At 41.1% G+C, this 13,310-nt stretch carries 9 protein-coding genes; 8 read left to right on the top strand and 1 reads right to left on the bottom strand.

All coding sequences use genetic code 11. The features are described 5' to 3' along the window. Positions 1-26: 26 nt before the first annotated feature. Both pdxH and OCI93_RS15510 read left to right on the top strand, forming a co-directional pair. Positions 27-668 carry a pyridoxamine 5'-phosphate oxidase gene (pdxH, locus tag OCI93_RS15515; protein WP_261626802.1) on the top strand — a complete coding sequence of 214 codons (642 nt, stop codon included), beginning with the start codon at positions 27-29 and terminating at the stop codon, positions 666-668. 101 nt (positions 669-769) lie between these two features. After that, positions 770-1,534: a TatD family hydrolase gene (locus tag OCI93_RS15510; protein ID WP_261592626.1), complete on the top strand. Its 765-nt coding sequence runs from the start codon at positions 770-772 to the stop codon at positions 1,532-1,534. Here OCI93_RS15510 and OCI93_RS15505 read toward each other — a convergent pair. Next, positions 1,501-2,118: an AhpA/YtjB family protein gene (locus OCI93_RS15505; RefSeq protein ID WP_261592625.1), complete on the bottom strand. Its 618-nt coding sequence runs from the start codon at positions 2,116-2,118 to the stop codon at positions 1,501-1,503. The genes OCI93_RS15510 and OCI93_RS15505 overlap by 34 nt on opposite strands. Before the next feature lie 75 nt (positions 2,119-2,193). On the opposite strand from OCI93_RS15505, the gene serB reads away from it, so the two are divergent. From serB to OCI93_RS15475, 6 genes are all read left to right on the top strand, one after another. Continuing rightward, positions 2,194-3,216: a phosphoserine phosphatase SerB gene (gene serB / locus OCI93_RS15500; RefSeq protein ID WP_261626792.1), complete on the top strand. Its 1,023-nt coding sequence runs from the start codon at positions 2,194-2,196 to the stop codon at positions 3,214-3,216. Positions 3,217-3,817: 601 nt separating this feature from the next. Then, complete coding sequence (gene pdhR, locus OCI93_RS15495) at positions 3,818-4,567, top strand: pyruvate dehydrogenase complex transcriptional repressor PdhR (RefSeq protein WP_261592623.1); 750 nt, start codon at positions 3,818-3,820, stop codon at positions 4,565-4,567. Between the two features lie 61 nt (positions 4,568-4,628). Then, entirely contained in the window at positions 4,629-7,295 is a 2,667-nt protein-coding gene (gene aceE, locus OCI93_RS15490) for a pyruvate dehydrogenase (acetyl-transferring), homodimeric type (protein ID WP_261592622.1), read from the top strand. Positions 7,296-7,307: 12 nt separating this feature from the next. Further along, on the top strand, positions 7,308-9,212 hold the full coding sequence (gene aceF / locus OCI93_RS15485; RefSeq protein ID WP_261626791.1) for a pyruvate dehydrogenase complex dihydrolipoyllysine-residue acetyltransferase: 1,905 nt from the start codon (positions 7,308-7,310) through the stop codon (positions 9,210-9,212). Between the two features lie 173 nt (positions 9,213-9,385). After that, a complete protein-coding gene (lpdA, locus tag OCI93_RS15480) occupies positions 9,386-10,810 on the top strand; it encodes a dihydrolipoyl dehydrogenase (RefSeq protein ID WP_261626790.1) in 1,425 nt (474 codons plus the stop codon). 257 nt (positions 10,811-11,067) lie between these two features. Then, on the top strand, positions 11,068-12,918 hold the full coding sequence (locus OCI93_RS15475; RefSeq protein ID WP_261626789.1) for an acyltransferase family protein: 1,851 nt from the start codon (positions 11,068-11,070) through the stop codon (positions 12,916-12,918). Positions 12,919-13,310 lie beyond the last annotated feature (392 nt).

Raw genomic sequence — 13,310 nt, 5'->3', positions numbered from 1 at the left:
TTAATGCGGCTTTTTTGAAAGGAAAAATCATGAAACTTGAAGATATTCGTCGAGAATACACTAAAGGTGGGCTGCGTCGTGAGATGTTGGCCGATAACCCAATTTCACAATTTGAGACTTGGTTACAACAAGCGGTTGACGCTAAATTTACCGACCCAACAGCGATGGTTGTTGCGACTGTAGATGAGCATGGCCAACCGTCGCAGCGCATTGTGTTGTTAAAACATCTTGATGAGCAGGGGTTTGTGTTTTTTACCAACACAGGATCTCGAAAAGCGCAGGAACTAAAAAGTAATAATAAACTGTGTTTGCATTTTCCTTGGCATGAAATAGAACGCCAAGTAATTGTATATGGTGAGGCAAAGCCATTGTCTACGGCAGCCGTTGCTAAGTACTTTTTATCGCGCCCTGCTGAAAGCCAATTGGCAGCATGGGCATCAGCGCAATCTCGCCCGGTATCATCACGTAAAGTGCTAATGGAAACCTTTCACAATATGAAAGCAAAATTTTCAAAAGGTGAAATCCCACTCCCTGACTTTTGGGGGGGATATTGTGTTGAGCCAACCAAAGTTGAATTTTGGCAAGGTGGAGAACACCGTTTGCATGACCGTTTTATGTACATTAAAAAGGCGGGTGGGAACTGGGATGTTGATAGATTAAACCCATAAGCGAATAAATGTGAGTTTACACTTAGGTGGGGTTGTTATTTTGATTGGCATTACTGTGTTCTTTACATTACGTGATAATTTAACCACTGAATGTGTTGCACATGTATTTTGTTGATAGCCACTGCCACCTTGATTTTGCTGAGTTAAAAGAGGGCTTAGATCACCACCTTGCGCAAGCACATGATGTGGGTATTCGACATTTTATCGTGCCAGGGGTGAGTAGTGTTCAAAGTGCCTCTTTAATTGAGTTTGCAAAAAAATATCCCCAATGTCACATTGCCATAGGCCTGCACCCCTATTTTATTGAGCAACACAATGAGCAAGCATTTGCTGATATAAAAGCCCTAGCGCAACAATATCGCGATGATATTGTTGCCATTGGTGAATGTGGTATTGATGGCACATGCCCAAACCTTGACTACCAGCTTGAATTATTTGTTGAACACATACGCTTGAGTAACCAATTGACATTGCCGCTGATTGTTCATCATAGGCAAAGCCATCACCTAATTGCTCAGGCTTTTAAGCTTGTGCCACCAAAGCATGGCGGTGTTATTCACGCGTTTTCTGGGTCTATGCAACAAGCCCAGTATTATATTAAGCAAGGGTTTAAGTTAGGAGTTGGTGGTACCATTAGCTATGAGCGAGCTAACAAAACGCGACAAGTATTTGCTCAACTACCGCTAGAGAGTGTGTTGTTAGAAACCGATGCGCCCTCAATGCCTTTGTCAGGCTATCAAGGGCAAGTTAATGTACCTAAAAGATTGGTTGAGGTGTTTAGGCACTTATGCCAGTTACGTAGCGAAAGCCCAGAGCACATCGCGCAGCAGCTTTATTCATCATCTTGTACACTTTTTCGTATTTGACGTTTTACTTCCCAGCCTTTAAGCGCACGACCTATTTGCCAAGTAAAAACGCAGGTGATAAGTAACATCACTAATACCATACGGCCCAACTCGTGAAAGTGGTAATGACTTTGGCTCATCGCTGATTTTGTTAAATACACCATACTGGCAAACCCAATGGGTTGGTTGTCATAAGTTATGGGTTCTACAATGGGCGTTTTTAGTTTGCTAATACCCGCTAAATCAATAGGCAGATTATAAAAATTATCGTTCTCTTGAAAATTACTGCCACTTACAATTAGCTCTCCCATTTGGTTGTAAATGGCGATGCTTAGCACATTGTCATCGCGCTCTAAATGTTCACTCAATGTTTTAAGTTGTGGCAAATTTTTGTCACCAAGAGGCTTTGCTGCATTTAAAGCAAATTGTTTAATTAGACTTCTTGCATTTAAGTCAGCCTGATTATGCAATAACTGATGAGATTGAAAGCTAGTATTTACGCCAAGCCATGCTATAGCAATAAAACAAGCTGCGGCGATGAGTAGCCGAACTAGGCGGCGACCGCGAGAAGACTTTAGTAACTCGATTGCATGTGTATTTTTCATATTACCCGTGTTGGTTGCTGACAGTATCCTTGATAGATGTTAAAAAGGACGAGTCTGTTATTTAGGAGCTTATATATGCTTACCTCTGGCCTTGTGCAACTACCTGATCATGATTTGTCTCATCTGTTCACTCTAGCAAAATGGTATCAAATTGAAAATGCACAATATCAGCTAATTGATGGCGCGCCAGATGCGCAAAAGGGCGTATTTATTACGCTATTTGGTGAGCAGTTAACGACTGCCAAGTTACAGAACTTTTTGGCTTTTCTAGATAACTCAGATTTACCTGTGAGTGGCCTATGTTATTACCACCCGCACCCAGCCTTGCCAGAGGCTATGGTAATGTATGTACCAAAGCAGTATGCTCAAAAGGTGTCAAAACAACTAAAAAAAGAGTTAAGAGAAGCTGCTCACGCACTGTTTTTACAAACTGCAATTTTGGTAAACCCGCCAACAACGGCCAAGCCAGGTTTACTGGTAATGGATATGGACTCAACAGTAATCAAAATTGAATGCATTGACGAAATTGCGCGCTTAGCAAATGTATATGAGGAAGTTGCGCAAGTTACTGCGCAAGCAATGGCTGGGCAACTGGCATTTAGCGACAGCTTGCATCAGCGGGTGAGCAAGCTTGCAGGTATTGAGCTTAGCTTAATTCAAACACTCAAGAATGACTTACCTTTGATGGATGGGATCAAACCTTTATGTGCCCACCTTAAACAACATCATTGGCATTTAGCTATCGCCTCAGGTGGTTTTACTTGGTTTGCTGAAGCTTTGCTTGAGCCGTTGCAACTTGATGGGTGTTATGCCAATGAGTTGCAAATTGAGAATAATCAATTAACCGGCAAGGTATTAGGTGAAGTGGTCGACGCACAGAAAAAAGCTGACATACTCTGCATGTTGACCGAGCAGCTAAAGCTGGATAAAGCACAAACGGTAGCCATGGGTGATGGTGCCAATGACTTATTGATGATGGCACAGGCGGGCACTGGCATTGCGGTACATGGCAAACCAAAAGTCGTTGAACAGGCAGATGCCGCTATTTGTAATGGCTCATTGCTACAAGTACTTTATTTGCTAGCTATTCCGACTTAGACGGGTAATTAGAAGGGCGGCAGTGCCTAAGCGTACACTTGTCGTCTTCCTGACGAAGGTCAGGATCTCTTTAACAATCTGCATTCTTGTATAAACATGGGCTATCAACCCCCTACCTAGCTATTTGGAGCTATATGCCACCTTTCTTGTGTAATGGCTAAATTAGACTCAATTATGAGACAGGAGTACGGCAATGCCCAGACATACGCCTGTTGTCTTCCTGACGAAGGTCAGGATCTCTTTAACAATCTGCATTCTTGTATAAACATAGGCTGTCCACTCCCGGCCTAATTGCTCATAGTATGTAAATAGGCAAGTAAAGGTACATCTAATAAATGAGCTGTGAGAGGTGCATATTTAAGAATTCTCGCAACTGGTCAGACCTTTTTGCTTTTCTCAATAAAGTAAGATGCTTTTGTATAAATATCAAACTTTGCCTGTACACTTAATTGTTATTACTACGCAGATTTTTGACACTCTGCATTGATTTTGATAACGTAATGCTCAAATTTGGTATGACCAATTTACCTTTTGGTTTTAATGGCACTGAAAATTACTGTTCTCAGTGATTTTTAGTACACTGAAATTTGGCGTTAGATCAATGTCTTTAAAGATAAAAGCAGCGAAGTTATCCGATGTTATTTTGGAGCAGCTCGAGAATATGATCCTTGAGGGCTCTTTAATGCCGGGTGAAAAGTTACCTCCTGAGAGGGAGTTGGCGAAGCAGTTTGAGGTTTCAAGACCTTCTTTGCGAGAAGCAATTCAAAAGCTTGAGGCGAAGGGGTTGGTAACGCGTCGTCAAGGCGGTGGTACATATGTAAAAAATCAGTTGGAAGAAGGGCTTACTGATCCATTGTTTGATTTGATCAGTAAGCATCCAGAATCGCAATTTGATTTATTGGAGTTTCGTCATGCGCTTGAGGGCATAGCTGCTTATTATGCCGCATTGCGCGGTACCGACACGGATTTTGAAAAGGTACAAAGCAGCTTTGATAAAATAGCCCAAGCACAAGGGGAGTTAACCCAAACTGCGGCGGCGATTAATGCATTTCATTTTACGGTGGCGGAAGCTTCACATAATGTGGTGTTATTGCACCTAATGCGTGGTATGCAGACGTTACTAGAACAAAACGTATTGCAAAACTTAACCGTTTTGGTGCAAAAGTCGGATGTCAGTGAACAGCTCGCGGAGCATCGCAAAGTGTTATTAGAGTCCGTGATTAACGGTAATCCAGAAAAAGCACGATTAGCGAGTAACGCGCACTTAGCGTTCATTGAAGAAGCATTACTTGAAGCTGGCAAAGAGCGTTCGCGCATCGAGCGCAGCTTAAGACGTACAAAACAGCAATAAGCGTGTTGGTACATTTAAACTAAATAATAAATTCGTATTTTAAACATAAGGAAAATTCCATATGTCTGAAGTCAATAAATTTGACGTAGACGCGTTAGAAACCCAAGAGTGGTTACAAGCGCTTGAGTCGGTAGTAAAAGAAGAAGGTGTAGAGCGCGCGCAGTTCTTGTTAGAGCAAGTACTTGAGCAAGCACGCCTAGATGGCGTTGATATGCCAACGGGCATTACTACTAACTATGTGAATACTATTCCCGCAGACAAAGAGCCTGCTTACCCGGGTGATGTCAACGTTGAACGTCGTATTCGTTCAATCGTGCGTTGGAATGCCATCATGATCGTGTTGCGTGCGTCAAAGAAAGACCTTGAACTTGGCGGACATATGGCGTCTTATCAGTCGTCAGCAGCATTTTACGAAATGTGTTTTAATCATTTCTTCCGTGCTCCTAACGAAGTAGATGGTGGCGATTTAGTCTATTACCAAGGCCACATTTCACCGGGTATTTATGCACGTGCGTTCATAGAAGGGCGTTTAACAGAGCAGCAGCTTGATAACTTCCGTCAAGAAGTAGATGGTAACGGTATTTCTTCATACCCACACCCTAAATTGATGCCTGAGTTTTGGCAGTTCCCAACCGTGTCAATGGGCTTAGGTCCGATTGCATCTATTTATCAAGCGCGTTTTTTAAAGTACCTTGATGGTCGTGGCATGAAAGATACCTCGGCACAACGTGTTTATGCATTTTTGGGTGACGGTGAAATGGATGAGCCGGAATCTCGTGGTGCCATTTCATTTGCAGCACGTGAAAAGCTAGACAACTTGTGTTACCTCATTAACTGTAATTTGCAGCGCCTTGATGGGCCTGTAATGGGTAACGGTAAAATTATTCAAGAGCTTGAAGGCCTATTTAAAGGTGCTGGCTGGAATGTAATTAAAGTAGTTTGGGGCTCTGGCTGGGACAAGTTGTTAGCCAAAGACACAACCGGTAAGTTACTTGAGTTGATGAACGAAACTATCGATGGTGACTATCAAACTTATAAAGCAAAGAATGGCGCGTATGTACGTGAGCATTTCTTTGGTCGTTACCCAGAAACAGCCGCATTAGTTGCTGATATGACCGATGACGAAATCTTTGCCCTGAAACGTGGTGGACACGAACCGTCAAAATTGTTTGCAGCATTTAAAGCGGCGCAAGACGAAAAAGGTCGTCCAACTGTGATCCTTGCTAAAACCGTAAAAGGGTATGGCATGGGGGAAGCGGCAGAAGGTAAAAATATAGCGCACCAAGTTAAGAAAATGGACCTAACACACGTTGAGCATTTACGCTCTCGTTTAGGCTTAGAAGACTTGGTAACTGACGAACAGCTTAAAGATTTACCATACTTAACGGTAGAAGAAGGCTCAGCAGAATATGAATACCTTCATGCTCGCCGTAAAGCGCTACACGGTTATACTCCACAACGCTTACCTAACTTTACCCAAGCACTGACGTTACCTGAAGTGGATGCGTTTGCGCCATTATTGCAAGAGCAAAAGCGTGATATTTCAACGACCATGGCTTTTGTGCGTGCGCTTAATGTGTTGTTAAAAGACAAAGGTATTGGTAAAAACATCGTGCCAATCATTGCAGATGAAGCACGTACCTTTGGTATGGAAGGTTTATTCCGTCAAATCGGTATTTACAACCCGCATGGTCAAAACTATACACCGCAAGACCGTGATATTGTTTCTTATTATAAAGAAGAGACCTCAGGCCAAGTATTACAAGAAGGTATCAACGAGCTAGGTGCGATGTCTTCATGGGTTGCAGCAGCCACGTCATACAGCACGAATGACTTACCAATGATCCCATTTTACATTTACTACTCTATGTTTGGTTTCCAACGTGTTGGCGACATGGCATGGATGGCAGGGGATCAACAAGCACGTGGTTTCTTATTAGGTGCAACGGCGGGTCGTACGACGCTAAACGGCGAAGGCTTACAACACGAAGATGGTCATTCACATATTCAAGCAGCAACAGTGCCTAACTGTATTTCATATGACCCAACATTTGGTTATGAAGTTGCGGTGATCATGCAAGACGGTATTCGTCGCATGTACGGCCCTGAACAAGAGAATGTGTTCTACTACCTAACACTAATGAACGAAAACTATCATCAGCCAGCAATGCCTGAAGGTGCTGAAGAAGGTATCCGCAAGGGTATTTATAAGCTTGAAAGTAATACGGGTGACAAAGCGCATGTTCAGTTACTAGGCTCAGGTACTATCTTAAACGAAGTACGCAAAGCGGCTGTTATCTTAAGTGAAGAGTATGGTGTTGCATCTGATGTATTCTCGGTAACCTCATTTAACGAGCTAACGCGTGATGGACAAGATGCTGAGCGTTTCAACATGCTAAACCCAGACGCAGATGCAAAAGTTGCATATATCACATCGGTGCTAGGTGATTCGCCAGCTATTGCTGCTACTGATTATATGAAAAACTATGCTGAGCAAGTACGTGCCTTTATGCCTAGTGCGTCTTACAAGGTGCTAGGTACTGACGGTTACGGACGTTCAGATAGCCGCGAAAACTTGCGCCGTCATTTTGAAGTAAATGCAGGGTATGTTGTTGTTGCTGCATTAACTGAACTTGTTAAGCAAGGCAAAGTTGAAAAGTCAGTAGTCAGTGACGCTATCAAAAAGTTTGATATCGACACCACTAAAACTAACCCACTTTACGCGTAAGAGGCTTTGAAAATGGCAATCGAAATTCACGTTCCAGATATTGGTGCCGATGAGGTTGAAGTTACTGAAATCCTAGTTAAAGTTGGAGATTCAGTGAGTGAAGAACAATCGCTAATTACCGTCGAAGGTGATAAAGCATCAATGGAAGTACCCGCAACTCAAGCGGGTACAGTAAAAGAAATTAAAATTAGTGAAGGCGACAATGTCTCTACTGGTTCTTTAATTATGGTTTTTGATGCTCAACACAGTGCGGCGCAACAAGATGCACCAGCTGAAAAAGCAGAGGCTTCGCCAGCAACTTCTGGCGCGACAGAGTCTAAAGAAGTACACGTACCTGATATTGGTGGCGATGAAGTTGAAGTGACTGAAATTTTGGTTGCAGTTGGTGACAAAGTAGCCGCTGATCAGTCAATTTTAAACGTGGAAGGCGATAAAGCGGCGATGGAAGTCCCTGCCCCTTTTGCTGGTACAGTTAAAGAAATTAAAGTGGCTGTAGGTGATAGCGTATCAACTGGTTCACTGGTATTTGTATTTGAAGCGGGTGCTACTAATGCGGCTGAAGAGTCGTCTGAAAACGCACAGTCTCAACCTCAAACTCAAACTGCAAGTCCAGCTGCCAATGAGCTCAAAGAAGTACATGTACCAGATATCGGTGGTGATGAAGTTGAAGTTACCGAGATTATGGCCGCTGTTGGTGACAGCATCAAAGCCGACCAATCTATCTTAAATGTAGAGGGTGACAAGGCGGCGATGGAAGTCCCGGCTCCATTTGCGGGTACTATTAAAGAAATCAAAGTTGCGGTTGGCGATAAAGTATCAACTGGCTCATTGGTATTTGTTTTTGAAGTGGCGGGCAGTGCACCTGCAAGTGCTCCAGCTCAATCAAACAAGCCTGCAACAAGTGCAAGCCCTGCGGCACCTGCTTCAAAACCTACTGAGAATAAACCGCCACAATCAAGCGTAAAAGAAGAGTTTGAAGCAAACTCATCGTATGCGCATGCATCTCCTGTGGTACGTCGTTTAGCGCGCGAATTTGGTGTTAATCTTGCGCGTGTTAAAGGCACAGGTCGTAAAGGCCGTGTGATCAAAGAAGATGTACAAAATTATGTCAAAGAGTTGGTTAAGCAGGTTGAATCAGGTAAAGCAACGGGCACTAACACAGGCGGTGGTGAGCTGGGTCTTATTCCATGGCCAAAAGTTGACTTTAGCAAGTTTGGAGAAGTAGAAGAGAAGAAGCTGTCTCGCATTCAAAAGCTTTCTGGTGCCAACCTTCATCGTAACTGGGTTCAAATTCCACATGTTACACAGTTTGACGAAGCAGATATTACTGCGCTTGAGGTATTTCGTAAAGAGCAGAATGTTCTCGCCGAGAAGAAGAAAATGGGTGTGAAGATCACGCCATTAGTATTCGTAATGAAAGCAGCAGCTAAAGCGCTAGAAGACTTCCCGACCTTTAACTCGTCGTTATCAGAAGACGGTGAAAGCTTAATTCTGAAAAAATACGTACACATCGGTATTGCGGTAGACACACCAAATGGCTTAGTTGTGCCAGTTGTTCGAGATGTGAATAAAAAAGGCATTGTTGAGCTATCTCGCGAATTGATGGAAATTTCTAAAAAGGCCCGTGAAGGTAAATTAACATCTGCGGATATGCAGGGCGGTTGCTTTACTATTTCAAGCTTGGGTGGTATTGGCGGTACAGCATTTACGCCAATCGTGAATGCGCCAGAAGTGGCTATTTTAGGTGTTTCTAAGTCTGATATGAAACCGAAGTGGAATGGTAAAGAGTTTGAGCCGCGCTTGATGGTGCCGCTAAGCTGCTCTTATGATCACCGAGTGATTGACGGTGCATTGGCCGCGAAATTTACGGCTACACTGGCTAGCTACTTGAGCGATATTCGCCAATTAGTAATGTAATTTATTGTCCCGCTTAGTATTTAGGCGGGACATCTTTTTGTGCGGATGATACACTTTCGCACACTTAAAAAACTCTCTCTGCCTTGTACTGGTGTTTTTGTATGTGGCAGGCATTTTGGGTGCGGATACTCAAAAGAGTACAGTCCCGTTCGAATAATAGTTAAGGTAATAACATGAGCAACGAAATCAAAACTCAAGTTGTTGTACTAGGCGGTGGTCCTGGTGGTTACTCAGCAGCATTCCGTGCTGCGGATTTAGGTTTAGAAGTTACACTTATCGAGTCTCGCAATACCCTAGGTGGTGTGTGCTTGAACGTAGGGTGTATTCCTTCAAAAGCACTGTTACATGTTGCAAAAGTGATTGATGATGCAGCAGATATGGCATCTCATGGTGTCACATTTGGCGCGCCTCAAATTGACTTAGACAAAATCCGTTCTTGGAAAGAGTCTGTGATTGGTCAATTAACGGGTGGCTTAGACGGCATGGCTAAAATGCGTAAAGTAAAAGTAGTTAATGGCTACGGTAAATTTACAGGCGCTAACACCATTGCAGTAGAAGACAGTTCAACTACGACAACCGTTACTTTTGATAACGCGATTATTGCAGCCGGCTCTCAGCCAGTTAACTTACCTTTTATCCCAGAAGATGATCGTGTAATTGATTCAACTGGTGCGCTTGAACTTAAAGATGTACCTGAAAAACTGCTTGTATTAGGTGGTGGTATCATTGGTCTTGAAATGGGTACGGTTTACCGTGCGCTAGGGTCACAAATTGATGTTGTTGAGTTTGCTGATCAACTAGTACCTGCTGCTGATAAAGACGTTATCAAGATTTATCAACGCTATGTAAAAGACAAGTTCAACGTTATGCTTTCTACTAAAGTGACTGCAGTAGAAGCAAAAGACGATGGCTTATACGTTACTTTTGAAGGTAAGAAAGCACCAGCAGAGCCAGTACGTTACGACAAAGTATTAGTGGCTGTTGGCCGTACACCAAACGGAAAGCTATTGGATGCTGACAAAGCAGGCATTAATGTTGATGAGCGCGGCTTTATTAACACTGATAAGCAAATGAAAACGAACGTTGGCCACATTTATGCGATTGGTGACGTTGTTGGTCAACCAATGCTTGCGCACAAAGCCGTTCACGAAGGTCATGTTGCGGCAGAGGTTATCTCTGGTCAGAAGCATTACTTTGACCCTAAATGCATTCCGTCAATTGCCTACACAGACCCTGAGATTGCATGGGTAGGTGTAACTGAGAAAGAAGCAAAAGAGCAAGGCCTTGCTATTGAAACTGCGGTATTCCCATGGGCAGCTTCTGGTCGCGCAATTGCATCTTCACGTACCGAAGGTCAAACAAAGCTTATCTTTGATAAAGACTCAGGCCGCGTAATTGGTGGTGCAATGATTGGTATCAATGCTGGTGAAATGCTGGGTGAAATTGGCCTAGCAGTTGAAATGGGCGCAGACGGTGAAGACCTAGCGTTAACCATTCATGCTCACCCAACATTGAATGAGTCTATTGGACTTGCAGCTGAAATATTTGAAGGGTCAATCACTGACTTACCAAATAAAAAAGCAGTAAAGAAAAAGTAAATCTTTGACTTGAATCTTAAAAAAACCCGCTTTGGCGGGTTTTTTAATTGTAATCACTATGATAATGGAATGTAATTATGTGTTTGGTGATTATTTGTTTAAATAATTAAAATTGGTAATTAATATAGCTTTTTAAAGGCTTAACTTTTTATGTGTTTTTTCATCCGAATAGAAAATATTTTAGTTTATTATTTGAATATAAAAATAACTTTTCTTGATGCGGTTTTTTTGATTTTAAGGTAGATTATAGGTGGTAAATGTCGTCTTTACAATATAGGGCCGATATTGACGGGCTGAGAGCTCTTGCAGTATTATCTGTTATAACTTTCCATTTTGATATGTCCTATTTAACGGGCGGATTTTTAGGAGTTGATATATTTTTCGTTATATCTGGTTACTTAATTACAAGTATCATCTATAAAGAAAAATTAAATGATAAATTTAGTTACCGGGAATTCTATTCACGTCGAGCAAAACGTATACTTCCGCCACTTTTCTTTATGTTGACTCTAGTACTCGCGGTTGGCTGGTACTTAATGCTTCCTTATGATTTCTATAAGTTAGGAGTCTCAGCAATTAGTGTATTGATGTTTGCTTCAAATATGCAATACGCACTTAGAAGTGGTGATTATTTCTCTGCGGATTCATCTGAATGGCCTTTGTTGCATACTTGGTCTTTGGCTGTTGAGGAACAGTATTATTTTATTTTTCCAATCACACTGTTCTTATTATTAAAATTCCTAAAACAACATACACTGCTAACTCTTGCCTTAATAATGGTAGCTAGTTTTGGATTAGCAGAGTGGATGTCTCGAACAGCGCAGTTCAGTTCTTTAAGCTATTATTTGATTGTAACCAGAATGGGTGAACTTCTCGTTGGTTCTTTGCTTGCTATTGCTCACAGGCAAAAATTAATTAATATGTTTACATCAAATTTTGTCGCTACTTCTTCATTTTTGTTAATTATTGGATTACTCTTTTTGGTTGATAAATCAATTCCTTTTCCTGGAGTTATAGCATTACTTTTGTGTTTTCCTGTTGCGATTTTGATAAACAGTCGAGATACATTAATCAATAAGATATTTTCTAATCGTGCTTTAGTTTATATTGGCCTGCTTTCTTACTCATTATATTTATTTCATTGGCCTGTTTTAGCTTTTATGCGGTATCTATTTAATGTAGAGGTGGGAGGTGATACAAGCTTGTCTCTGGTTAACCAAGTATTTGCTTTAATTATTATTGTTATACTTTCTCTAATTTCCTACTATCTAGTAGAAAAACCAGCAAGAACAGCTAAATCAAAAAATAGGACTGTACTTTTTTCTTACTTTATTATTCCCACTTTTTGTATTGGTTTATTTTCATCATTTCTATTTGTAACTAAAGGGTACCCTGATAGGTTCTCAACAGAAAACTCTGATCCTGCAATGGAGTTTAGCCATATAGAGAAAGATATTTGCCCCAGTTTAGTTAAACTAAATTGTGTCGGAGGGAAAGAGCCATCCGAAAAAAGAATAGTTTTATTTGGTAATAGCCATGCTGAGCATTACTTTGGTTTTGTATCTAGAGTAGCAAAACTTCATAATTATAAATTAGGGTTATACGCTACAGGCGGTTGTTCAATTACCTTTTCATCTTTTAAATGTCAAAGCTTATATAAAGAGTTTATGGGCGATATAGAGAGGAAAGATGCAATCATCATAGCACTAAGGTGGGATACTATTTCAAATTCTATTTTAGAAAAAGAGATGCAGAAACTAATTTCTGAAGCTAAGAAACATACATCTAGAGTTATTGTTTTGGCGCAACCCCCAGCTTTGAAATATCAACCTGAAAAGGCTATGAACTGCGAGAAATATAACCTTAATTGTGTGTTTGATAAAGGTTTCTCCGAAGAAGTAAAAAGCAAAAACTTATTTGTTGAAAAGTTAGCTTTAGACTTAGGCGTTGAATTTTTTGACCCTTTAGTTGGTACAAACAAAGATGATTGGTTAATGCTTGATGGAAAGCTAAACTTCTATGATGATAACCATCTTTCTGTATATGGGAATATCTGGTTGTTTAATAATTATAAAAATAGTTCACCTAAATCATTATTTAAGATGTAGTAATATATAGATTTTACTTACTTTTAAAATATATTTTGGGTGTGGTGTCTAGAAGGCATCATACCCTAAACTATTGGCTTTTTGTTTCCAATAGTTTGAGGTACTTGCAGACTTCAAAAATAACTGTCGCTGATTTAAGGTTGGCTAGAAGGTTAAAAACTCCCTCGTTGTCATTTCTGTATTAGAACGCGCGCTTTTGTTTGTATGCATACAAACTTGGATAACTTCTTTTGCTAAATCTGCACCAACGATAGTATTATTGATGTTATGGGCTCTTTTTAATATGTTTTGTGTGGTAACAAATATATTACCTCACATCTTCGGGTGTGAGGGAGTCCAATTATCTACATACCAAAATTTTTTGCTTTGTTACTAAGCCATTTATCTGTCGT

It is taken from the genome of Pseudoalteromonas holothuriae, assembly GCF_945859825.1.
Classification (GTDB): Bacteria; Pseudomonadota; Gammaproteobacteria; order Enterobacterales; family Alteromonadaceae; genus Pseudoalteromonas; species Pseudoalteromonas holothuriae.
Note: the sequence above shows the minus strand (reverse complement) of the source record. Positions and strands in the feature narration are given on the sequence as shown.

Bases quoted from the DNA above. Each gene is read 5' to 3' on its own strand.
- OCI93_RS15510 (WP_261592626.1), top strand. From the start codon at position 770: ATGTATTTTGTTGATAGCCACTGCCACCTTGATTTTGCTGAGTTAAAA.
- OCI93_RS15505 (WP_261592625.1), bottom strand. From the start codon at position 2,118: ATGAAAAATACACATGCAATCGAGTTACTAAAGTCTTCTCGCGGTCGC.
- serB (WP_261626792.1), top strand. From the start codon at position 2,194: ATGCTTACCTCTGGCCTTGTGCAACTACCTGATCATGATTTGTCTCAT.
- pdhR (WP_261592623.1), top strand. From the start codon at position 3,818: ATGTCTTTAAAGATAAAAGCAGCGAAGTTATCCGATGTTATTTTGGAG.
- aceE (WP_261592622.1), top strand. From the start codon at position 4,629: ATGTCTGAAGTCAATAAATTTGACGTAGACGCGTTAGAAACCCAAGAG.
- aceF (WP_261626791.1), top strand. From the start codon at position 7,308: ATGGCAATCGAAATTCACGTTCCAGATATTGGTGCCGATGAGGTTGAA.
- lpdA (WP_261626790.1), top strand. From the start codon at position 9,386: ATGAGCAACGAAATCAAAACTCAAGTTGTTGTACTAGGCGGTGGTCCT.
- OCI93_RS15475 (WP_261626789.1), top strand. From the start codon at position 11,068: ATGTCGTCTTTACAATATAGGGCCGATATTGACGGGCTGAGAGCTCTT.